Source organism: Aeromonas sp. FDAARGOS 1407 (genome assembly GCF_019048725.1).
In the GTDB taxonomy this organism is placed as follows: Bacteria; Pseudomonadota; Gammaproteobacteria; order Enterobacterales; family Aeromonadaceae; genus Aeromonas; species Aeromonas enteropelogenes.
In genome coordinates, this window is the sequence record NZ_CP077399.1 from 3,910,999 (window position 1) to 3,933,859 (window position 22,861).

At 59.9% G+C, this 22,861-nt stretch carries 19 protein-coding genes and 1 pseudogene; 8 read left to right on the top strand and 12 right to left on the bottom strand.

Annotated elements, in window-relative coordinates:
• The first annotated feature begins 86 nt into the window (after positions 1–86).
• The 3 genes from I6L37_RS18340 to serA all read left to right on the top strand — a co-directional run bounded on the left by I6L37_RS18340 (position 87) and on the right by serA (position 2,978).
• Positions 87–683, top strand: coding sequence for a 5-formyltetrahydrofolate cyclo-ligase (locus I6L37_RS18340; protein WP_039040382.1), 597 nt, complete (start codon positions 87–89; stop codon positions 681–683).
• 143 nt (positions 684–826) lie between these two features.
• The gene (gene rpiA, locus I6L37_RS18345) at positions 827–1,480 is read left to right on the top strand and encodes a ribose-5-phosphate isomerase RpiA (RefSeq protein ID WP_039040383.1); all 654 of its coding nucleotides are present in this window, start codon (positions 827–829) and stop codon (positions 1,478–1,480) included.
• Positions 1,481–1,745: 265 nt separating this feature from the next.
• The gene (gene serA, locus I6L37_RS18350) at positions 1,746–2,978 is read left to right on the top strand and encodes a phosphoglycerate dehydrogenase (protein ID WP_039040384.1); all 1,233 of its coding nucleotides are present in this window, start codon (positions 1,746–1,748) and stop codon (positions 2,976–2,978) included.
• A gap of 78 nt (positions 2,979–3,056) precedes the next feature.
• On the opposite strand, the gene I6L37_RS18355 is transcribed toward serA, so the two are convergent.
• A complete protein-coding gene (locus tag I6L37_RS18355) occupies positions 3,057–3,437 on the bottom strand; it encodes a diacylglycerol kinase (RefSeq protein ID WP_052816484.1) in 381 nt (126 codons plus the stop codon).
• A 141-nt stretch (positions 3,438–3,578) separates the two neighbouring features.
• On the opposite strand from I6L37_RS18355, the gene I6L37_RS18360 reads away from it, so the two are divergent.
• Positions 3,579–4,643 carry a 3-deoxy-7-phosphoheptulonate synthase gene (locus tag I6L37_RS18360; RefSeq protein ID WP_010675196.1) on the top strand — a complete coding sequence of 355 codons (1,065 nt, stop codon included), beginning with the start codon at positions 3,579–3,581 and terminating at the stop codon, positions 4,641–4,643.
• A gap of 212 nt (positions 4,644–4,855) precedes the next feature.
• On the opposite strand, the gene I6L37_RS18365 is transcribed toward I6L37_RS18360, so the two are convergent.
• From I6L37_RS18365 to I6L37_RS18375, 3 genes and pseudogenes are all read right to left on the bottom strand, one after another.
• A complete protein-coding gene (locus I6L37_RS18365) occupies positions 4,856–5,629 on the bottom strand; it encodes an ATP-binding cassette domain-containing protein (protein WP_216994206.1) in 774 nt (257 codons plus the stop codon).
• Positions 5,616–6,623, bottom strand: a complete 1,008-nt coding sequence (gene btuC / locus I6L37_RS18370) for a vitamin B12 ABC transporter permease BtuC (RefSeq protein WP_216992622.1) — start codon at positions 6,621–6,623, stop codon at positions 5,616–5,618. The genes I6L37_RS18365 and btuC overlap by 14 nt, the downstream gene beginning before the upstream one ends.
• Before the next feature lie 102 nt (positions 6,624–6,725).
• Positions 6,726–7,465, bottom strand: a pseudogene (locus tag I6L37_RS18375) (substrate-binding periplasmic protein).
• A gap of 114 nt (positions 7,466–7,579) precedes the next feature.
• Between I6L37_RS18375 and I6L37_RS18380 the strand changes: the two are divergent.
• Both I6L37_RS18380 and tapW read left to right on the top strand, forming a co-directional pair.
• Positions 7,580–7,936, top strand: coding sequence for a DMT family protein (locus tag I6L37_RS18380; RefSeq protein WP_005337656.1), 357 nt, complete (start codon positions 7,580–7,582; stop codon positions 7,934–7,936).
• 59 nt (positions 7,937–7,995) lie between these two features.
• Entirely contained in the window at positions 7,996–9,135 is a 1,140-nt protein-coding gene (tapW, locus tag I6L37_RS18385; protein WP_216992623.1) for a type IVa pilus ATPase TapW, read from the top strand.
• Between the two features lie 70 nt (positions 9,136–9,205).
• On the opposite strand, the gene I6L37_RS18390 is transcribed toward tapW, so the two are convergent.
• The gene (locus tag I6L37_RS18390) at positions 9,206–9,655 is read right to left on the bottom strand and encodes an isoprenylcysteine carboxylmethyltransferase family protein (RefSeq protein ID WP_216992624.1); all 450 of its coding nucleotides are present in this window, start codon (positions 9,653–9,655) and stop codon (positions 9,206–9,208) included.
• Positions 9,656–9,818: 163 nt separating this feature from the next.
• Here I6L37_RS18390 and alr point away from each other — a divergent pair, with 163 nt between their 5' ends.
• Entirely contained in the window at positions 9,819–11,045 is a 1,227-nt protein-coding gene (gene alr / locus I6L37_RS18395; RefSeq protein ID WP_042028580.1) for an alanine racemase, read from the top strand.
• 62 nt (positions 11,046–11,107) lie between these two features.
• Here alr and I6L37_RS18400 read toward each other — a convergent pair whose 3' ends face one another.
• The 7 genes from I6L37_RS18400 to I6L37_RS18430 all read right to left on the bottom strand — a co-directional run bounded on the left by I6L37_RS18400 (position 11,108) and on the right by I6L37_RS18430 (position 18,929).
• Complete coding sequence (locus I6L37_RS18400) at positions 11,108–12,052, bottom strand: TerC family protein (RefSeq protein ID WP_061475733.1); 945 nt, start codon at positions 12,050–12,052, stop codon at positions 11,108–11,110.
• Between the two features lie 298 nt (positions 12,053–12,350).
• A complete protein-coding gene (oppF, locus tag I6L37_RS18405) occupies positions 12,351–13,346 on the bottom strand; it encodes a murein tripeptide/oligopeptide ABC transporter ATP binding protein OppF (protein WP_216992625.1) in 996 nt (331 codons plus the stop codon).
• Positions 13,347–14,327 (bottom strand): ABC transporter ATP-binding protein, encoded by a 981-nt coding sequence (locus I6L37_RS18410; RefSeq protein ID WP_042028576.1) that lies wholly within the window; start codon positions 14,325–14,327, stop codon positions 13,347–13,349.
• Between the two features lie 118 nt (positions 14,328–14,445).
• Positions 14,446–15,357, bottom strand: coding sequence for an oligopeptide ABC transporter permease OppC (gene oppC, locus I6L37_RS18415; protein ID WP_216992626.1), 912 nt, complete (start codon positions 15,355–15,357; stop codon positions 14,446–14,448).
• 14 nt (positions 15,358–15,371) lie between these two features.
• Positions 15,372–16,292, bottom strand: coding sequence for an oligopeptide ABC transporter permease OppB (gene oppB / locus I6L37_RS18420; RefSeq protein WP_042028574.1), 921 nt, complete (start codon positions 16,290–16,292; stop codon positions 15,372–15,374).
• A gap of 101 nt (positions 16,293–16,393) precedes the next feature.
• Positions 16,394–18,013, bottom strand: coding sequence for an ABC transporter substrate-binding protein (locus tag I6L37_RS18425; protein WP_061476080.1), 1,620 nt, complete (start codon positions 18,011–18,013; stop codon positions 16,394–16,396).
• A gap of 280 nt (positions 18,014–18,293) precedes the next feature.
• Positions 18,294–18,929 carry a YchE family NAAT transporter gene (locus I6L37_RS18430; RefSeq protein WP_042028570.1) on the bottom strand — a complete coding sequence of 212 codons (636 nt, stop codon included), beginning with the start codon at positions 18,927–18,929 and terminating at the stop codon, positions 18,294–18,296.
• 969 nt (positions 18,930–19,898) lie between these two features.
• Here I6L37_RS18430 and adhE point away from each other — a divergent pair.
• Positions 19,899–22,565 (top strand): bifunctional acetaldehyde-CoA/alcohol dehydrogenase, encoded by a 2,667-nt coding sequence (gene adhE / locus I6L37_RS18435; RefSeq protein ID WP_216992627.1) that lies wholly within the window; start codon positions 19,899–19,901, stop codon positions 22,563–22,565.
• The last annotated feature ends 296 nt before the right edge of the window (positions 22,566–22,861 follow it).

Below are 22,861 nucleotides of genomic sequence, written 5' to 3' on the forward strand. Positions count from 1 at the left end.
GCCCGGCTGGCGGCCCCGCCATCGGCTTTTCATCCCGTCGGCCCCTTGCTAAGGTAGCGCCAGCCCACCTTTGCCCAGGAGTCCCCATGCCGGATACCCAACCCGAACGCCAGAACCTGCGCCAGCTCATTCGCCAGCGCAGAAAAAGCCTTAGCCAGGCCGAGCAGCAGGCGGCGGCCCAGCAGCTGGTCGAGCGCTTCCAGGAACACCCCGGCATCCTCGCGGCTAGGCGCATCGCCCTCTATCTGGCCAACGATGGGGAGCTCGATCCCCTGCCCGCCATTCACTGGCTGTGGGCCCGGCAAAAGGAGGTCTACCTGCCGGTGCTGCACCCCTTCACCCCGGGTCACCTGCTCTTCTTGCGCTACACCGCCACCACCCCCATGACCCGCAACCGCTACGGCATCGCCGAGCCCGAGCTCGACGTGCAGCAGGTGCTGCCCCACAGCATGCTGGACATCATCTGCACCCCGCTGGTGGCCTTCGATGAGGCTGGCAACCGCCTCGGCATGGGGGGCGGCTACTACGATCGCACCCTCGCCTGCTGGCACGAGCACCAGCTCGGCCCAAGACCCCTGGGGCTCGCCCACGACTGCCAGCAGGTGGATGCCGTCCCCCGGGAACAGTGGGACGTGCCGCTCCCCCAGATCATCACCCCCAGCCGCAGCTGGCACTTTGCCTGATCAGGCGGGGGCGCCCCCTTCGGTTCAATAAACAGGCAAACGATTTACATCTTGGGGATTTTTGCGCCGGAACGTGAGCACCATGGTCGCTCTGGGGGGGATGCTTGGATATAATGCGCCCGCTTTTTCCATAAGGATCCATCATGACTCAAGATGAAATGAAGAAGGCGGCCGGTTGGGCTGCGCTCAAATACGTGGTACCCGGCACCATCGTCGGGGTGGGCACCGGCTCTACCGTCAATCACTTCATCGACGCACTGGCGACCATGAAAGACCAGATCAAGGGCGCGGTGTCGAGCTCCATCGCCTCCACCGAACGCCTCAAGGGTCTCGGCATCCCGGTGTTTGATCTCAACGACATTGATGCCCTCTCCGTCTACGTGGATGGTGCCGACGAGATCAACGCCAGCCGCGACATGATCAAGGGCGGCGGCGCCGCCTTGACCCGCGAGAAGATCGTCGCCGCCGTGGCCGACCAGTTCATCTGCATCATCGACAATACCAAGACCGTCGACGTGCTGGGCACCTTCCCCCTGCCGGTGGAAGTGATCCCCATGGCCCGCGAATACGTGGCCCGCGAGATCCGCGCCCTTGGCGGCAACCCGGTGTGGCGTGAAGGGGTGGTGACCGACAACGGCAACATCATCCTGGACGTCAAGGGCATGGCCATCACCGATGCCAAGGCTCTGGAAACCCGCCTCAACAGCATCGTGGGTGTGGTCACCAACGGCCTGTTCGCCCACCGTGGCGCCGACGTTGTGCTGATCGGCACCCCCGAGGGTGTGATCACCAACTAAGGCCTGCTCCCCGGACCTCCCCCTCCGGGCAAGCCCCCGCCCGGGTCAGTCAATCTGACTGCCCCAAATGGACAACGGCGCCTCATGGCGCCGTTTCTGGTTATCCCTCAATGGCTTGTAGCAGCACATCTGCAACAATCGTTGATAACTTCAAAGAATTTGACTTTCGTCACAAATATTCCCTCTCCCAAACGTTTTTGCTACTTTACGGTTTTCTTCACACTGCAAGCCTGAACGCATTTTTCAAAACAATAGAGGGAACGTCATGACAGCCAAGTTTTCGCTGGACAAGGATAAGATCAAGGTACTGCTGCTGGAGGGAGTCCATCCCAACACGGTGGAGACCTTTCGGGCAGCCGGCTACACCAATGTGGAATATCTGAAGACGTCCCTGTCGGAAGAGGAGTTGATCGAGCGCATTCGTGACGTGCATTTCGTGGGCCTGCGTTCACGCACCCAGATCACCGAGAAGGTGCTGGATGCTGCAACCAAGCTGGTGGCCATCGGCTGCTTCTGCATCGGCACCAACCAGGTCTCCCTCGACGCCGCCCACGTGCGCGGCATCCCCGTCTTCAACGCCCCCTTCTCCAACACCCGCTCCGTGGCCGAACTGGTACTGGGGGAGATCCTGCTGCTGCTGCGCGGCATTCCCGAGAAGAACGCCAAGTGCCATCGCGGCGTCTGGGAGAAGCTGGCCAACCGCAGCGTCGAAGCCCGCGGCAAGAAGCTCGGCATCATCGGCTACGGCCACATCGGCACCCAGCTTGGCATCATCGCCGAGATGATCGGCATGAAGGTCTACTACTACGACATCGAGAACAAGCTTTCCCTTGGCAACGCCATCCAGGTGCCAAACTTGGTGGAGCTGCTCAACATGTCTGACGTCATCAGCCTGCACGTACCGGAAACCGCCTCCACCAAGGATCTCATCGGTGCAGAGCAACTGCGCATGATGAAACCGGGCGCCATCTTCATCAACGCCTCCCGCGGCACCGTGGTGGACATCGACGCCCTGGCCGACGTCATCAAGAGCGGCCACCTCTCCGGCGCCGCCATCGACGTCTTCCCGGTGGAGCCCAAGTCCAACGACGAGGAGTTCCTCACCCCGCTGCGCGGCCTGGACAACGTGATCCTGACCCCCCACATCGGCGGCTCCACCCAGGAAGCCCAGGAGAACATCGGTCTGGAAGTGGCCAACAAGCTGGTCAAATACTCCGACAACGGCTCCACCCTCTCCGCGGTCAACTTCCCGGAAGTCTCCCTGCCCGGCCACAAGGGCTCCAGCCGCCTGTTGCACATTCACCGCAACCAGCCCGGCGTGATGAACCAGATCAACCAGATCTTCGCCGACGAGGGGATCAACATCGCCGGTCAGTACCTGCAGACCAGCAGCGAGATCGGTTACGTGGTCATCGACGTCGAAACCGAGCACAGCGAGAAGGCCCTGGCCCGTCTCAAAGAGATCAATGGCACCATCCGTGCCCGGATCCTGCACTGATAAGCCCTTATCTGCGCAGCAAAAAGCCCGTCGTGATGACGGGCTTTTTTATGTCAGGAGAAAGGTTGCTCTCGCAACCTACCACCAGCCCAGCAGGTTGCGGCCCACCAGGGCGCCCCACACCAGGGCATTGAGGGCCAGGGCGATGAAGACGGCGGCGGAGCCCAGATCCTTGGCGCGGCCCGAGAGTTCGTGATGCTCGGAGCCGATGCGATCCACCACCGCCTCCACGGCGGAATTGAGCACCTCGACGATCACCACCAACCAGCTGATGCAGACGAGCAGCAGGATCTCGTTGAGGGAGTCACCTATCCAGAATGCCAGCGGCATCAGCAGCAGGATGAGCAGCAGCTCCTGACGGAAGGCGGCCTCGTTGACCCAGGCCGATTTGAGACCTTTCATGCTGTAACCGGTTGCGTTGATGATGCGGGTGATCCCGGTCGCGCCTGGCTTTGCCACGATAACTACCTCATTTGAAATGGCTTTTGGGTTCACATCCTATCAGAGCCGCCCAAGGTTTCCATCGGGTGACTTTTGCTTTATTTTATTCCCTTGCATTTTGGCATCCCGCCCACCTTATCCACTCGAGAATTGAGTCGTATGTCCATTCACACCGATGAATTGCGCACCCGTCGCCTGGAGGCCCTGATCACCCCCAGCGAGCTGGCGCACGCCTTCCCGTTAACCGACACCATCGCCCAGAACCTGCTGGATGCCCGCCGCCAAGTGGAAGCCATTCTGTCCGGTGAAGATCAGCGCCTGCTGGTCATCGTCGGCCCCTGCTCCATCCACGATCCTGCCGCCGCCCACGAATACGCTCTGCGTCTGAACACCCTGCGTGAAGAGTACAAAGAGAGCCTGTGCATCGTGATGCGCACCTACTTCGAAAAGCCGCGCACCATCGTCGGCTGGAAGGGGCTCATCAATGATCCGCGCCTGGACGGCAGTTTCGACGTCAATGAAGGGCTCAAACTGGCCCGCAAGCTGCTGGTGGACATCAACGAGACCGGCATGCCCACCGCCACCGAGTTCCTCGACATGGTGACCGGCCAGTACATCAGCGATCTCATCACCTGGGGCGCCATCGGCGCGCGCACCACCGAGTCCCAGGTTCACCGCGAGATGGCCTCCGCCCTCTCCTGCCCGGTGGGGTTCAAGAACGGCACCGACGGCAACACCCGCATCGCCATCGATGCGGTGCGCGCCGCCCGTCACAGCCACATCTTCTACTCCCCGGACAAGGACGGCAAGATGACCATCTACCGCACCGCCGGCAACCCCTACGGCCACGTGATCCTGCGCGGCGGCCACAGGCCCAACTACGACACCGCCAGCATCGACGAGGCGTGCGAGGCTCTGGCCCAGGTGGGCCTGCCGGAGCGCCTGGTGGTGGACTTCAGCCACGGCAACAGCATGAAGGATCACCGCCGCCAACTGCTGGTGGCCCAGGATATCTGCGATCAGCTGCGCCGCGGCCGCACCGGCATCGCCGGCATCATGGCCGAGAGCTTCCTGGTGGAAGGGCGTCAGGACGTGGAGAACGGCTGTGCCGCCACCTTCGGCCAGAGCATCACCGATGCCTGTCTGTCGTGGAGTGACACCGAAACCCTGCTGGCCATGCTGGCAGAAGCCGCCCAGGTGCGGCTGGACAAGCAGAAAGCCTGAGCAACCGCTCAACACTCTCTCTACCAATTCAAAGAGCCAGGTATCACGGATGCCTGGCTCTTTTCATTTCCACAGTGATTCACTCGCTCCCCTTGGCTTCACTCCGCCTCTGCAGGTTTTCAATGCTGTATCCGTAGTCGACGGAGCAGCTCCCTTCTCCCACTTGTTTCAAAAGAATGGGAGAAGGGCTGGGGATGAGGGGGAAGACCGCCTCACAGACTCGGCATAAACCAGGTGCGGCCGGCCGCCTCGATACGATCGGTGCGGATCTGGAACACCCGCTCCAGCAGCGCCTCGTCGATGATCCCGACGTCCCCTTCCCCCACCACGCGGCCCTGTTGCAGGCAGAGCACGCGATCCGCCCAGTCGATGGCCAGATTGATGTCGTGGATGGCCGCCACCACCAGCAATCCCTGCGCGGCCAGTTGCTTGAGCAGCCGCAGCAGCGCCATCTGGTGATGCAGATCCAGCCCCGCCAGGGGTTCGTCCAGCAGCAGCACCCGCCCGGTCGGATTGAGGCTTGGCCACAGTTGCAACAGGGTGCGGGCGATCAGCACCCGCTGCTGCTCCCCCCCGGACAAGCGGCTGAAGTCCCGTGCCAGCAGGGGCGCCAATTCCAGGGCGTCGCACACATCCGCCACCGCCTGCGCCTGGGCATCGGGGCCCCCCTCCTCCAGCCCCAGGCTCAGCACCTGGAACACCGGGATGTGGAACAGCTGGGGCTGGCGCTGGGGCAGCATGGCGCGCCGCGTTGCAAGCTCGGGCCAGCTCAGGGTCGTGATGACCTCTCCTCCCAGCAAGACGGCGCCATCGGCGGGCAGCAGGCCCGCCAGGGCCCCGAGCAGGGAGGACTTGCCACTGCCATTGGGGCCGAGCAGGGCCACCAGCTGACCACCGGGCCAGGCGAGATCCAGGGGGGCGAGGCGATGGGGGATGGCCAGGGCGCGGGCCTCCAGCCGCCAAAGGGCGGGATCAGCGGGACACATCGGCATCTTGCCTCAGCAGCAGATAGATAAAGAGCGGGGCGCCCACCGAGGCGGTGATGACCCCGATGGGCAGTTCACCGGCGTGCAGCGCCGAGCGGGCCACCAGATCGGCCCCGAGCAGCAGGGCGCCCCCCCCCAGCGCCGAGGCGGGCAGCAGGAAGCGCTGATCGCTGCCACCGCACAGGCGCAGCAGGTGAGGCACCACCAGGCCGACGAAGCCGATGACGCCGCACAGGGAGACCGCCACCCCGGTGAGCAGGCAGACCGCCAGCACCAGGCGTACCCGCATGCTGTCCACGTTCAGCCCCATAAGGCGGGCCTGGGTCTCCCCAAGCAGCAGTTGTTGCAGTGCCCGCCCCTGCCAGCAGAGCCAGCCGAGGGTGAGGGGCAGCACCAGCCACCACCAGGCGAGCTGCTGGCTGCCGTAGGCGAGGCTGCCCATCATCCAGAACATGAATTCCCGCAAGGCGCCGTCGTCGGCGAAATACATCAGCCAGGTCATGGCCGCATTGGTAAGGATGCCGATGGCGACCCCGAACAGCAGCAGCCGCCCATGGCCGAGCCGTGCCCGGCGTGCGAGACGGATGAGCAGCATGGTCACCACCAGGGCGCCGCCAAAGGCCGCCAGCGACAGCCCCCAGCCCGGCAGATAGAGCCCGAGCCCCTTGGCCACCGCCATCGCCACCATGGCGGCCAGCCCAGCGCCACTCGAGACGCCGAGCAGGCCGGGTTCCGCCACCGGATTGTGCAGCATCACCTGCAGCACGGCGCCGCCACAGGCGAGCGCGGCTCCCGCCAGCAGGGCCAGCAGGGCGCGCGGCAGGCGCAGCTCCAGCAGGATGCGCTGCTCCAGCTCGCCAAGGGGTTGCCAGGGCAGCAGCACAAACTCCCCCCAGGCGAGGGAACAGACAAAGAGCAACAGGGTCAGCAGGGCGAGGCCAAAGAGCCAGCGCCGCTGCCAGCGTTGCTGGCGGGCGAGCAAAGAGAGGTACACGCAAGATCCCCGAACATGAAGGCACAACCTTGCCACCGCTGTCGGCCAGACAGGGCAAGGTTGCAGGAAAAGGGCATGATAACAGTGGCTTGCCACCCAAGGTCAAGGCTGGTAGTGACTGGCCATCTGCTTTATGTCGCCGCTCTCCACCAGACGCTGCAAGGCGGCGCTCAGGGCGGACTTTTGCGCCTGATGGGGTGAGCGCTTGCTCATGCCAAGGTAGAGGGTCACCGGACTGTCCGGGCGGTAGTCCGCCTTGCCAAGGGGCTTCCCGTCCCCCTGGCGCAGGGCGTAATCAACCTGGCAATCGGTGCCTATCATCAGCGGCAGGTGGCCCCGCTGCACCATGCGCAGCAGCTGATCCTCGGTCGGCACCCCGTGCTTGTTGAGTGCGGGATCGGAGTCAAAGGGTTCGAAGTAGGCGGACTTGAGCACATAACCCACCTCCATTCCTGCCAGATCCCGATACTGGCGGATACCGGCCACCGTGGCGGGCTTGCCATAAAAGGCGGGCCAGCACTGGTAATAGGCGGGTTGCAGATAATCGATGAAGGCGGCGCGTTCGGCGGTGTGAGCCAGACCAATCATGAGATCGACCTGGCCGGATTCCATCTGCTTGAGAGCCCTGCCCCAGGGCATGCGCCGGATCTGCAACTGGATGCCGCTCTCCTTCTGCAGACGCTGCAGGATCTCCACATCGAGTCCTTGCAACTCGCCATCCGGTTGCAGGATCCGAAAAGGGGGCCAGAGATCGGTGGCGACCGTCAGGGTCGGAGCACCTTGAGCCAGGCAGGCAGGCAGGCAAACAGCAGACCAAGCACACCCCAGCTTGTCTTGCCCATTCGGTTGGATCCTTGTGTTGCGCTATCCATGATTGACTAAAAATACCCTGACCGCCCACTTATGAAAACCCATGGTTCAGAGATAAAATGCAATTGATTTTAAAGGAGAACCTAATGAACCCAATCTTTACCAGTATCGGTCTGTTGCTGTGCAGCAACGTTTTCATGACCTTTGCCTGGTACGCCCACCTCAAGAGTATGAACCACAAACCCTGGATCATTGCGGCGCTGGTAAGCTGGGGCATCGCCCTGTTTGAATACCTGTTGCAAGTGCCCGCCAACCGCATCGGCCATACCGTCATGAGCGTGGGGCAGCTCAAGATCCTGCAGGAGGTGATCACCCTCACCGTATTCGTCCCCTTCTCCATCTTCTATCTCAAGGAAGATCTGAAATGGGACTACCTCTGGGCCGGGCTGTGCATCCTGGGGGCGGTCTTTTTTGTTTTTCGCGAGAAACTCACCGGCGCCTGACGCTGTACACTCAATAACATCCCCGTTAACGGCATCTCCTTGATAGACGAGGCAAAACAATGGAATTGCGAGACATGCTACAGATCCTGGCCAAGCAGGATGGCTCAGACCTTTATCTGTCAACCGGCGCCCCCCCCTGCGCCAAGTTCAACGGGGTGTTGCGCCCGCTGACCGAGACGCCCCTCAATCCGGGAGATGTGGCGAACATCGCCGACGCCATCATGGACAAGGAGCAGAAGGAGCAGTTCGAGCGGGAGCTGGAGATGAACCTCGCCATCTCCCTGCCCCAGGTAGGCCGCTTTCGGATCAACATCTTCAAGCAGCGCAACGAAGTCTCCCTGGTGGCACGCAACATCAAGACCGAGATCCCGCGCTTTGAAGATCTCAAACTCCCCCCCGTGCTGCTCGACACCATCATGGAAAAACGGGGCCTGGTGCTGTTCGTCGGGGGTACCGGCTCGGGCAAATCCACCTCGCTGGCGGCCCTTATCGATCACCGCAACCGCAACAGCGGCGGCCACATCATCACCATTGAGGATCCGGTAGAGTTCGTTCACCGCCACCGCAAGAGCATCATCAATCAGCGCGAAGTGGGGGTGGATACCCGCAGCTTCCACGCCGCCCTGAAAAACACTCTGCGCCAGGCGCCGGACGTGATCCTCATCGGCGAAATTCGCGATCGCGAGACCATGGAGCACGCCCTGGCCTTCTCGGAAACCGGTCACCTCGCCATCTCCACCCTGCACGCCAACAACGCCAACCAGGCGCTGGACCGCATCATCAACTTCTTCCCGGAAGAGCGACGCCCGCAACTGCTCAACGATCTCGGCAACAACCTCAAGGCATTTGTCTCCCAACGGCTGGTGAAGACCACGGACGGCGGTCGCCGGGCGGCGGTGGAGATCATGCTTGGCACTCACACCATACGTGACATGGTCAAACGGGGTGAATTTGGCGGTCTGAAGGAGGTGATGGAGAAATCCAGGGCCCTCGGCATGGTCACCTTCGACAGCGCCCTGTTCGATCTGGTGGTGGAAGGGGTGATCGATGAAGAAGAAGCGGTGAAAAACGCCGACTCGGCCAATAACCTGCGCCTCAAGATCAAGTTGTGGCGGGAGAAGGGCCAGATCGCCAGCAGCAGCGATGCCACCGGCTGGAGCCTCGAACCCACCAAGGATGAGAAAGACGACCTCTTCTGATCCAGCGCCGTTCAAGCACAGCCCCGTCAACCAAGGGGTTGTGCTTCTTTCCTCTTCTGTCACCGCCGCCCTAGCACCAGCGCCGCACCCGCTGGCAGTACTGGGCATACTCATCCCCGAAGCGAGCCTGCAACAACCGCTCTTCCGGGATGATCTGGAAGCGGGTCAACCAGGCCACCAGCAATACCGGTCCCAGCCAAACCCAGACGCCCCCCAGATAACAACCCCAGGCCAGCAGCCAGCAGAGCAGCCCCAGGTACATGGGATTGCGGCTGATGCGATAGACACCGCAGGTGACCAGATGGCGGGTGTGGTGTGGCCGGGTCGGGCTGACGGTGGTCTGGTGGTGGTGAAAGCGCTGCAGGGCCCCGAATCCAGACAAGGCGCCCAACGCTACCAGCAGGGCCCCCAAGCCCCATTGCCAGCCCGCAGGCTCCCCACCACCGCGCATTCCCCACATGGCAGCAGCAGATAGGGTAAAGATCAGCGGGGGTGGCAGACGTAACTCCAAATTGACCATTTTATTCCTCTGACAAGTGTCGCACGACGCTCGGTTGCGATAGACTCTCCATCACTCGGCAATCGCCGAGCCGTCGCCAAGATCATAATAATAACAACAAGTTGTCGCTAAACCGCTACGCTAGTATCGGCACTATCCCAACTCGAATAAAAAAGGAACGTCTATGCACAAGAAAACCCTGCTCGCTACCCTGATCTTCGGTCTGCTGGCTGGTCAAGCCGTCGCAGCCCCCTATCTCCCTCTTGCCAATGACCATCGCAACGGTCAGGAGCAGACCGCAGCCAATGCCTGGCTGGAAGTGGATCTGGCCGCCTTCGAGCACAACATCCAGACCCTCAAAGAGCGCCTGGGTGACAAGGGCCCGCAGATCTGCGCCATCATGAAGGCCGACGCCTACGGTCACGGCATCGATCTGCTGGTGCCCTCCGTGGTCAAGGCGGGCATCCCCTGCATCGGCATCGCCAGCAACGAAGAGGCCCGCGTGGCCCGCGAGAAGGGCTTCGAGGGTCGTCTGATGCGGGTCCGTGCCGCCACCCCGGATGAGGTTGAGCAGGCCCTGCCCTACAAGATGGAAGAGCTGGTTGGCAGCCTGGCCAGTGCCCAGGGGATCGCCGACATCGCCAAGCGCCACAACACCAACATTCCGGTGCATATCGGTCTGAACTCCGCCGGCATGAGCCGCAACGGCATCGACCTGCGTCTGGCAGATTCCAAGGAAGATGCGCTGGCCATGCTCAAGCTCAAGGGGATCACCCCGGTCGGCATCATGACTCACTTCCCGGTGGAAGAGAAAGAGGACGTCAAGCTGGGGCTGGCCCAGTTCAAGCTGGACTACCAGTGGCTGATCGACGCCGGCAAACTGGATCGCAGCAAACTCACCATCCACGCCGCCAACTCCTTCGCCACCCTGGAAGTGCCGGAAGCCTACTTTGACATGGTGCGCCCGGGCGGCATCATCTATGGCGACACCATCCCCTCCTACACCGAGTACAAGAAGGTGATGGCGTTCAAGACCCAGGTTGCCTCCGTCAACCACTACCCGGCGGGCAACACCGTCGGCTATGACCGCACCTTCACCCTCAAGCGCGACTCCCTGCTCGCCAACCTGCCGCTGGGTTACTCCGACGGCTACCGCCGTGCGCTCAGCAACAAGGCCTATGTACTGATCCAGGGCCAGAAGGTACCGGTCGTCGGCAAGACCTCCATGAACACCATCATGGTGGACGTGACCGATCTGAAAGGGGTCAAACCCGGTGACGAGGTAGTGCTGTTTGGCCGCCAGGGTGATGCCGAGGTGAAACAGGCGGATCTCGAGGAGTACAACGGCGCCCTGCTGGCGGACATGTACACCGTCTGGGGTTACACCAATCCCAAGAAGATCAAGCAGTAAGTATCGACCTTAAAACAAGGGCTCCCTCGGGAGCCCTTTTTACTTGTGCCTTTTGATGTACCTTACGCCGTCTTCTTGCGGGTCACCCAGAGGCTCAGTCCCATGGAAGCCAGCAGGATCAGGGCCACGACACCCAGTGCAATACCGGTCGGGATTTTGAACACATCCAGCAGCAGCATCTTGACCCCGATAAACATCAGGATCAGCGCCAGGCCATATTTGAGCAGGGCGAAGCGCTCGGCGACACCGGCCAGCAGGAAGTACATGGCGCGCAGCCCCATGATGGCGAAGATGTTGGAGGTGAGCACGATGAAAGGATCCGTGGTCACCGCGAAGATGGCCGGAATGCTGTCCACTGCAAAGATGAGATCGCTCACCTCCACCAGCACCAGGATAAGCAGGAGCGGCGTAGCGTAACGCACGCCGTCACGCCAGACAAAGAAGTTCTCCCCTTCCAGGGTTTCGGTCACCTTGAAGCGGCGGCGCATCCAGCCGAGCAGGGCGTTATTCTCGAGATCCGGCTCCTTGTCGGCGGCCCACAACATCTTGGCACCGGTCAGCAGCAGGAAGGCACCGAACAGATAGAGGATCCAGTGGAACTGCTCGATGAGCCAGCTGCCCGCGAATACCATGCCGGCGCGCATGACGATGGCACCCAGTACCCCGTAGAGCAGTACCCGGCGCTGCAGTTCGGCCGGAATGGCAAAGTAGCCAAACAGCATCAGCCAGACGAAGACGTTGTCCACCGCCAGCGCCTTCTCGATAAGGTAACCGGTGAGAAACTCCAGCCCCTTCTGGTTGGCGATTTCGCGCCCGGCACTGTGATCCAGCCAGAGCCAGATGGCCAGGTTGAAGAGGAGCGCCACGCTCACCCAGACGAGGGACCAGATACCCGCCTCTTTGAGCGACACCTTGTGTGCCTTGCCGCCGCCGACAAAACGAATGTCAATCCATAACAGGACCAGCACTATGCTGAAGAAACCGGTCCACATCCACCATTCACCCATGTTCACTTCTCCCCAAAACGACAAAACCCACGGCCGGGAGGCAGTGGGTTTGCGTCTGGAGCAGATACACCTTGCCTCTCGGCAAGGTCTCACTTACAGCCAATTTGCATCGACTGCCCGGCTGCCGGGTGCACTGCAGGAAAAGGTGTGCACCGTAATGACGACAAACCGGCGAGAAGTTACTCCCCTTGTTGCGGCGGATAGTAACAGCCTCGAAAGGTAACGCCAAGAGGCATCTTCACCCCCCACACAAAAAATAAAAAGGGCGCCACATGGGCGCCCTCTTCTCATGCTTCAATCAGAGCGGATCCACCTTGAGGCAGGAGACCGCGTGATCAAAATTGCCTTCAAGCTGGGGCCGGGTCTTGGCACACTCGGGACCCGCCACCGGGCAGCGGGTGCGGAACACACAGCCGGACGGCGGGTTCATGGGAGACGGCAGATCCCCCTCCAGGATCTGGATGGTCTTGCTCCGCTCCAGATCCGGGTCAGGGACGGGCACCGCCGACATCAGTGCCTTGGTGTAAGGGTGCAGCGGATTGGCGAAGATCTCCTTGCGGGTTCCCAGCTCCACCGCGTTGCCCAGATACATCACCAGCACCCGATCCGAGATGTGTTTGACCACCGACAGATCGTGGGCGATGAAGATGAGCGACAGTCCCATCTCCTTTTGCAAGGATTTGAGCAGGTTCACCACCTGGGCCTGGATCGAGACGTCGAGCGCCGAGACCGGCTCGTCACAGATGATCATCTTGGGCTCCAGGATCAGGGCCCGAGCGATACCGATGCGCTGGCACTGGCCGCCGGAAAACTCGTGGGGGTAGCGGTTTACCAAGTTTGGCAACAGGCCCACCTTGCTCATCATGGCGCGCATCCGCTCCTTCACCTCCTCCTTCGCAAGATTTGGATAAAAGGTGATAAGGGGTTCGGCGATGATGTCGCCTATGGTCATGCGCGGGTTGAGGGAGGCCAGCGGGTCCTGGAAGATCATCTGGATCTCTTTACGCTTCTCCCGCAGCGCCTTCTGGTCGAGCTTGGTCAGATCGTTGCCAAGCCACACCACCTTGCCGTCGGTGGCCGGCACCAGGCCGATGATGGCGCGAGCGAAGGTGGACTTGCCGCAGCCCGACTCCCCAACCACCCCCAGGGTCTCCCCTTCGTACAGGCGCAGGGTCACCCCGTCCACCGCCTTCAGGGCCGAGGGTTTGGCCCAGGGCCAGGCCTTGCCGCTCTTGATGCTGAAGTGAACCTTGAGGTCGGACACTTCCAGCAGCAGTTTCTTGTCAGTACCCATTTAGTTCACTCCCTTGATGATGGCATCCGAAACCCAGTGGCAAGCCCGCTCCCGCCCGTTGTTGAACGGGGTCAGGATGGGTGATTGCTGGCCGCAAATCTCGCTCACCCGATGGCAGCGCTCCTGGAAGGGGCAGCCGGTGGGCAGACGCAGCAGGTTGGGCGGATTGCCCGGGATAGTGGGCAGCTCTTCCCCTTCGGTATCGAGGCGGGGAATAGCGCGCAGCAGACCTTCGGTATAGGGGTGGCTCGGGCGATAGAAGATATCGTCCACCTTGCCGTACTCCATGGTGCGACCGGCGTACATCACCAGCACCTTGTCACAGATGCCGGCAACTACCCCCAGATCGTGGGTGATCATGATGATGGCGGTGTTGAACTCGCGCTTGAGTTCGTTCATCAGAGTCATGATCTGGGCCTGCACCGTCACGTCGAGTGCCGTGGTCGGCTCGTCGGCGATCAGCAGCTGGGGCCGGCACAAGAGCGCCATGGCGATCATCACCCGCTGGCGCATGCCGCCGGAGAACTCGTGCGGGTACATGCCCATGCGCTTGCGCGCCTCGGGGATCTTCACCGCATCCAGCATGCGCACCGACTCTTCAAACGCCTCGGCCTTGCTCACCCCTTTGTGCAGCATCAGCACTTCCATCAGCTGATCCTGCACCTTCATGTAGGGGTTCAGCGAGGTCATGGGGTCCTGGAAGATCATGGCGATCTTCTCGGCGCGGATCTTGTTGAGCTTGGCCTCCGGCAGGTTGAGGATCTCGTCGCCCTGAAACTTGGCAGAGCCGGTGATGACACCGTTCTTGGCGAGCAGCCCCATGATGGCAAACGCGGTCTGTGATTTGCCCGAGCCGGACTCGCCGACGATGCCCAGGGTCTCGCCCGCCGCCAGTGAAAAGTTGAGGTCGTTGACCGCCACCACATTGCCGTCCGGGGTCTTGAATTCGACCCGCAGATCTTTTACATCCAGTAACTTCATAAAAACTCCTTATCGATCTTTCGTGACGTATTCCTGTCGATCCGATGCGCTATCCGCCAGATTGAGCCGCACTGTGCGGCCCCTCGGCGCGTTGTTCCAGCGCTCCTTCGGCGCTTTTTTAGCGATCCTTCGGATCGAGGGCGTCACGCAGACCATCCCCGAGGAAGTTGAAACAGAACAGGGTCACCACCATGAAACCGGCGGGGAACAGGAGTTGCCAGATGGCCACTTCCATCGACTTGGAGCCTTCATCCAGCAGGGCACCCCAGCTGGTCATGGGCTCCTGGACACCAAGGCCCAGGAAGCTCAGGAAGGATTCAAACATGATCATCCCCGGCACCAGCAGGGTGGCGTAGACCGCCACGATACCGAGCACGTTTGGCACTATGTGGCGGGTGATGATCTTCCACTTGGAGACGCCGCAGACATGGGCCGCCTCGATGAACTCCTTGCTCTTGAGGCTCAGGGTCTGGCCACGGACGATCCGCGCCATGTCGAGCCAACTCACCGCCCCGATGGCGATAAAGATAAGCGCCAGATTGCGGCCGAAGAAGGTCACCAGCATGATCACGAAGAACATGAAGGGGAAGGCGTTGAGGATCTCGAGTACCCGCATCATCAGGCTGTCGACCCGACCGCCGATAAAACCGGAGGCGGCGCCATACAAGGTGCCGATGATGACGGCCACCATGGCCCCCATGATGCCGACCATCAGCGAAATGCGCCCGCCGAGCAGGGTGCGCACGAACAGATCGCGCCCCAGACTGTCGGTGCCGAACCAGTGGCCGGTCTCCATGTCGGGACCGGTCTGCATGGCGCCCCAGTCCGGATCGTCGAAGGTGTACTGGGACAGGTGCGGCCCGAAGATCACCGCCAGGCCAATCAGGCTCAGGATGATGAGGCTGGTGAGCGCCGCCTTGTTGCGCAGGAAACGGCGGCGGGCATCCTTCCACAGGGAACGCCCTTCCACCACGTCCACTTTCTGGGCGAAGGCCTCGACGGCCTCGCGTTTTTCAGTTGAAACAACCATGGTCTACTCCCTGATTAATAACGGATTTTCGGATCGATAAAGGCATAGAGAATATCGACCACGGCGTTAAAGGTGATGGTGAGGGCACCGACCAGAATGGTCAGGCCGAGCACCATGGAGTAGTCACGGTTCAGCGCTCCGTTGACGAACAACTGACCTATCCCCGGCAGACCGAAGATGGTCTCGATCACCACGGAACCCGTGATGATGCCCACAAACGCCGGCCCCAGGTAGGAGACCACCGGCAGCATGGCCGGGCGCAGGGCGTGTTTGAGGATGATGTGGCGCAGGGGCAAGCCCTTGGCGCGAGCGGTGCGGATGAAGTTGGAGTTCATGGTCTCGATCATGCTGCCGCGCATGATGCGCGAGATGGCCGAGATGTAGTACATCATCATGCCGAACACCGGCAGCACCATGAACTGGATGCCGCCCCCCTGCCAGCCACCGGCCGGGAACCAGCCCAGATAGATGCTGAAGAAGAGCACCAGGAGGGGCGCCAGCACAAAGCCGGGTATCACCACCCCCGCCATGGCCGACGACATCAGCAGGTAATCGATAATAGTGTTCTGTTTCAAGGCTGCTATGGTGCCGAACGTCACCCCCAGCGTCACCGCGAACAGAAAGGCGAAGGAGCCTATCTTGGCCGAGACCGGCAGGGCCTGGCTCACCAGATCGTTGACGGTAAAGTCCTTGTATTTGAAAGAGGGCCCCAGATCCCCCTGTACCAGGTTGCCCAGATAGGTGAGGTATTGCATGCCGATGGGCTTGTCGAGGCCGTACTTGGCTTCGATATTGGCAATGACTTCGGGGGGGAGCGAGCGTTCGCTGGTGAAGGGGTTACCCGGGGCGAAACGCATCATGAAGAAGGAGACGGTGATCAAGACCAGCAGAGTCGGGATCGCTTCCAGTAGACGTTTTAGAATAAATTTCAACATAGACAATTCCTGTCCTGTACTGCTTCCAAATGGTCGCGGTTGTAATAAAGGCCCGCCGTCTGGCGGGCCCTGCTTGTTATGCGACTTGTTGCTTTACATCATCAGTGGGCGACGATGTACATGTCCTTGCTGTAGAGGTTGTCCAGCGGGTTGGCCGGGTAGCCACCCACATAGGGTTTCACCATGCGGGCAGTCACGTACTGGTAGATGGGGGCGATCGGCATGTCCTTGGCCAGGATCTCTTCGGCCTGGACATAGAGCTTGTTGCGGGCTTCCACATCCACCTGATCGCGGGACTCGTTCATCAGCTTGTCAAACGCCGGGTTGGAGTACTTGCCGTCGTTGTTGCCGTGGGTGGTCTGCATCAGATCCAGCATGGAGGAGGCTTCGTTGTAGTCGGCGATCCAGCCGGCACGGCCCACGTCAAACTGACCCTGTTTCTTGGTCTCGAGGTAGGTCTTCCACTCCTGGTTGACCAGGCTCACCTGCACGCCAAGCTTCTTCCACATGGAGGCGACGGCCACGGCCACTTTTTTGTGGTTGTCGTCGGTGTTGTAGAGCAGCTCGAACTTCAGCGGCTTGCTGGCATCGAAACCGGCTTCGGCCAGCAAGGCTTTCGCCTTGGCATCGCGCTCGGCCTGGGTCATCTTGGACCACTCGGGCGCCACCGGCTTGAAGCCGTCCACGAAATCAGGCACCAGGGTGTAACCCGGGGTCTGGCCCTGGCCCATCACCTTGTCGGCGATCACGTTGCGATCGATGGCGTAGGAGAGCGCGGTACGCACGCGCACATCGTCAAACGGCTTGCGCTTGACGTTGTACTGGTAGTAGTAGGTGCCCACATAACCGGTCACTTTCAGCTCGTCCGGCTTCTCCTTCTTCATCTGCTTGAAGCGCTCGATGGGCATCTGGTAGGTCATGTCCACTTCACCGGCCAGGTAGCGGTTCAACTCGGCGTTGGTGGACTGGATTGGCAGATAGGTCACCTTGTTGATAACGGTCTTGGCGTCGTTCCAGTAGTTTTTGTTGCGCTCCACATCGACGCGCTCGTTCACCACCCAGTCTTTCAGCACATAGGCACCGTTGGACACCATGTTGCCGGGCTGGGTCCACTTGTCACCAAACTTCTCGACCACTTTTTTCGGCACCGGGTAGGTGGTGGTGTGGGAGAGCATGCTGACAAAGTAAGGGATCGCCTTCTCCAGTTGCACCTCGAAGGTATAGTCATCGACCGCCTTCACACCCAAGGTGTCGGCAGGCTTCTTGCCAGCGATGATGTCGGAGGCGTTGACGATGGTCGGGATCTCCAGATACCAGGAGTAGGGAGAGGCGGTTTTGGGGTCGACGGCACGCTTGAAAGCAAATTCGAAATCGTGAGCGGTGACCGGATCACCGTTGGACCACTTGGCGTCTTTACGCAGGTGGAACACATATTTTTTGTTGTCCGCGGTTTCCCAGGACTCGGCCACGCCGGGCAGCACTTCGCCCTTGGGACCGGAGGCGACCAGACCTTCGAACAGATCGCGCAGGATATTGGATTCGACCGTTCCTTCGGTCTTGTGCGGGTCCAGGGTGGCGGGCTCGGAGCCGTTGCCTTTGACCAGCTGCTGCACCTCGGCCAGCTTGGTACCGGCGGGTACATCGGCGGCTTGTGCCATTGTGGCGCCACCAAACAGCGCGGCCACCAGGAGGGTGTTAATCATTGTTTTTTTATGAGTCATTTCCATACTCCAACAAGAACATTCCATGCAATTTTTTCAATGACGGGGTAACAACCCGCTCCCAGCATAATTCCCTGCTTATTGTGATGATGCAATAGATATTATCAGGAGCAACGGCCATCCATGGTCAAAAAAACAGCTTTTGACAAGAATTTCAGTATTTAAACGCCCCGTAACCGACGCTTTTTTATACAAATCGCTCGATTCTAGAAAATGGCATTCAAAAAGCAACCAATAAAAAGCCGGTCACGAGGACCGGCTTTCATAAAACGGATCTGGCTCACATCAGGCTGGGGAAGACACCCTTGATCCCGGCCACCATGATCTCGATACCCAGCGACATCATGATAAGACCCATGATACGGGTCACCACGTTGATGCCGGTATTGCCCATGATCTTGAACAGCAAGGGGGCGGCGCGAAAGATTAGCCAGGAGCAGAACGAGAACACCACCACCACCAGCGACATGCCGAGCATCTGCTGCCAGTGGCTCTGGCTGGCGTAGACGATGACCGACGAGATGGCCCCCGGTCCCGCCATCAGTGGCAGCGCCAGCGGCACGACCGCGATGGATTCGCGCACCGCCAACTCCCCTTTCTCCTGCTTGTTGTGCTTCACCTCACCCAGCTTGCCTTGCAGCATGGACCAGGCGATCAGGGTGATAAGCGAACCGCCGGCGATGCGAAACGACGCCAGCGAAATACCAAAACCGTCCAGGATCAGCTGCCCCATGGTCATGGAGACCAGCAGGATCACCATCACGGCGATATTGGCGGTCGTGTTGGTCTTCATTCTTTCGGCCGGGGTATGGTGACTGGTCAGACTGACAAACACCGGCAACAGACCAAGCGGGTTGATGATCGCAAACAAACCGACAAAAAACTTCAGATATAAAGAGACGTCAATTGCCGCCATAGACCCCTTCCAATAGTGTGCAAGCCCGCGGGCTACTCCATATCAATGCGTGCGTAAATTTACACCATAGCCAGGATCCGCACCAATTAAATAATCTCACCAATATCGGGGTTTTTTAGTTAGTTCCGCTAATGATTTCCCCTCTTCCCAACAGATAAGCCAGTGCGAAACGATCTCCGCGGCGCAAGTCGCTACCTCATCCAATCTGTGGCCCAGGTACACCCCCTGTCGCCGCGGCTGTTTTTCCGGCTCTTGTTCCGACGTTTTCCTGACGCGGCGTTCAACACCAGGAACCGAGGGTCATGATTGCCTATCAGATGCCAGCTGCCAGCCACAGCCCGCCTGCCAGCGCCTAAACCACCTTTGCAGAAGCCCGGCAAGGAAGGGCATTCCGATCACCTTGTACCACGCTAAAGGCAATAACGAGCTCCTAACGGGTCATACCTCTTCCCCCTCTATCCAAGGTAAGGGAAATGCGAAATTGCGTGTAAAAAAGCGCCAAAAACGGTGGGGAGAAACGGCAAACCAAACGGTCAAAATACACAAATCGATAACAGACAGTGGAAAATCTGCCACCACTCGAGTGTCAAAGGTTAAGTTTGATCACAATGGCTGTGTGATGGCTGTCATGCAGCGGTTTCCTCCAAATTGTTTATCAAGCCTTAACTTGATGAAAAATCTGGACTAAAACCGTTCATTCAGGGTTCATAAAGGATTTGTTCAACTCCACAACTTGATAACATCCGACCAGAAAAAAATTGTGAAATAAAATTTCTTTTGTTCTTTTGCAACACTTGATCGAGATCAAGTTTTTCTGGGTCTACCCCGCTCTATAATCGACTCGGAAAACAATTTAGTAAGGCATGTAAATACCCCTGTTGCAGTAATTGTCGCCTTGACAGGCCAACTATAATTGCCGGGCATTGCCAACGTCTTACTAAACAGTTTTCAAATAATCAGGAGATAAACATGGCAGTAACCAATTTGGCAGAACTGGATGCACTGGTCGCCCGCGTTAAGGAAGCACAGCGTGAATTCGCCAGCTTCTCCCAAGAGCAGGTAGACAAGATCTTCCGTGCCGCCGCCCTGGCCGCCAACAACGCCCGTATCCCTCTGGCCCAGATGGCCGTCGAAGAGTCCGGTATGGGTATCATCGAAGACAAGGTTATCAAGAACCACTTCGCCTCCGAATACATCTACAACAAGTACAAAGAAGAGAAGACCTGCGGCATCCTCAGCGAAGATGACGAGATGGGTACCATCACCATCGCCGAGCCGGTAGGCATCATCTGCGGTATCGTACCGACCACCAACCCGACCTCCACCGCGATCTTCAAATCCCTGATCTCCCTGAAGACCCGCAACGCCATCATCTTCTCCCCGCACCCCCGCGCCAAAAACTCCACCAATACCGCAGCCAAGCTGGTACTGGATGCAGCCGTTGCCGCCGGTGCGCCGAAAGACATCATCGGCTGGATCGATCAACCGTCTGTTGAACTCTCCAACGCCCTGATGAAGCACAACGACATCAACCTGATCCTGGCCACCGGTGGCCCGGGCATGGTGAAAGCCGCCTACTCCTCCGGCAAGCCCGCCATCGGCGTGGGTGCCGGTAACGTACCGGTGGTCATCGACGAAACCGCCGATGTGAAGCGTGCCGTCGCCTCCATCCTGATGTCCAAGACCTTCGACAACGGCGTGGTCTGTGCCTCCGAGCAAGCCGCCATCGTGGTTGACTCCATCTATGACCAGGTCAAAGAGCGTTTCGCCACTCACAACGGCTATGTGCTGAGCAAGGACGAAGCTGACAAGGTTCGTAAAGTCATCCTGATCAACGGCGCCATGAACGCCAACATCGTGGGCCAGCCTGCGGTCAAGATCGCCGAAATGGCCGGTGTCACCGTGCCTGCCAACACCAAGATCCTGATCGGCGAAGGCGTGAAGATCTGTGAAGAGGAAGAGTTCGCTCACGAGAAGCTCTCCCCGACTCTGGGTCTGTTCCGTGCCAAGAACTTTGAAGAAGCCGTTGAAATGGCCTGTGACATGGTCAACCTGGGCGGTATCGGCCACACCTCCGGTCTGTACACCGACCAGGACCGCAACGCCGACCGCATCAAGTACTTCGGCGACAAGATGAAGACTGCCCGTATCCTGATCAACACCCCGACCACCCAGGGTGGTATCGGTGACTTGTACAACTTCGCGATGGCACCGTCCCTGACCCTGGGTTGCGGTTCCTGGGGTGGCAACTCCATCTCCGAAAACGTGGGTCCCAAGCACCTGATCAACAAGAAGACAGTCGCAAAACGGGCAGAAAACATGCTGTGGCACAAACTTCCGAAATCCATCTACTTCCGTCGTGGTTCCCTGCCGATCGCCCTGAGCGACCTGGAAGGTAAGAAGCGCGCCATGATCGTGACCGACCGCTTCCTGTTCAACAACGGCTACGCCGACGAAGTGGTTCGTCTGCTCAAGGGTCTGAAGATGGAAGTGGAAGTGTTCTACGAAGTAGAAGCCGACCCGACCCTGACCGTGGTACGCAAGGGTGCCGAGATGGCCAACTCCTTCAAGCCGGACGTGATCGTCGCCCTGGGCGGTGGTTCACCGATGGATGCTGCCAAGATCATGTGGGTGATGTACGAGCATCCGGACACCGCGTTCGAAGATCTGGCCATGCGCTTCATGGACATCCGCAAGCGTATCTACAAGTTCCCGAAAATGGGCGTGAAGGCCGAGCTGGTCTGCATCACCACCACTTCCGGTACCGGTTCTGAAGTGACCCCGTTTGCGGTCGTGACCGACGACGCCACCGGCGTGAAATACCCGCTGGCCGACTACGAGCTGACCCCGAACATGGCCATCGTTGACGCCAACCTGGTGATGGGCATGCCGAAATCCCTGTGCGCCTTCGGTGGTATCGACGCCGTGACTCACGCCATGGAAGCCTATGTTTCCGTGCTGGCCAACGAGTACTCCGACGGCCAGGCACTGCAAGCCCTGAAACTGCTGAAGGACTACCTGCCCTCCAGCTACCAGAACGGGGCCAACGACCCGGTTGCCCGCGAGAAGGTGCACAACGCTGCCACCATCGCCGGTATCGCATTCGCCAACGCCTTCCTGGGTGTGTGCCACTCCATGGCCCACAAACTGGGTGCCGAGTTCCACATCCCGCACGGCCTGGCCAACGCCCTGCTGATCAGCAACGTCATCCGCTACAACGCGAACGACAACCCGACCAAGCAGACCGCGTTCTCCCAGTACGACCGTCCGCAGGCTCGTCGTCGCTACGCCGAAGTGGCTGACCACCTGGGTCTGACTGCCGCCGGTGACCGTACCGCCGCCAAGATCGAGAAGCTGCTGGCCTGGCTGGACGAGCTGAAAGCGACCTTAGGGATCCCGGCCTCCATCCGTGACGCAGGTGTCGCCGAAGCCGACTTCCTGGCCAAGGTTGACCAGCTGGCCGTTGAAGCCTTCGATGACCAGTGCACCGGTGCCAACCCGCGCTACCCGCTGATCAGCGAGCTGAAAGCCATCCTGCTGGATACCTACTACGGCCGTCCCTTCTCCGAAGAAGCCCAGGTAGCTGACAAGGTGGAAGTGAAAGCCGAAACCAGCAAGAAAAAATCCAAGGCCTGATAAGCGGTCCCGAGATTAAAAAAGCCCGCGCCACTGCGCGGGCTTTTCTTTGCCTGAAAGCCTGCACCTTCTTTACCGGACAACAGAACCTCCCCTCCCCCCGCATTGCCAGCCGTATGCTCCCATTGTTCGCTATGACATCCGCAATCAGTGCCAAGTGCAGCCCGTCCCCCACAGACAAGTCACAGCATTTTCCCCCTCTCAATCAGACGAAGGCGAAGGCACAACCACGGCGAGCGCATCTACCGCCAGCGGACAAGAAGAGTCAGTAGGACTGGAGCGTTAAGCGAGGATAA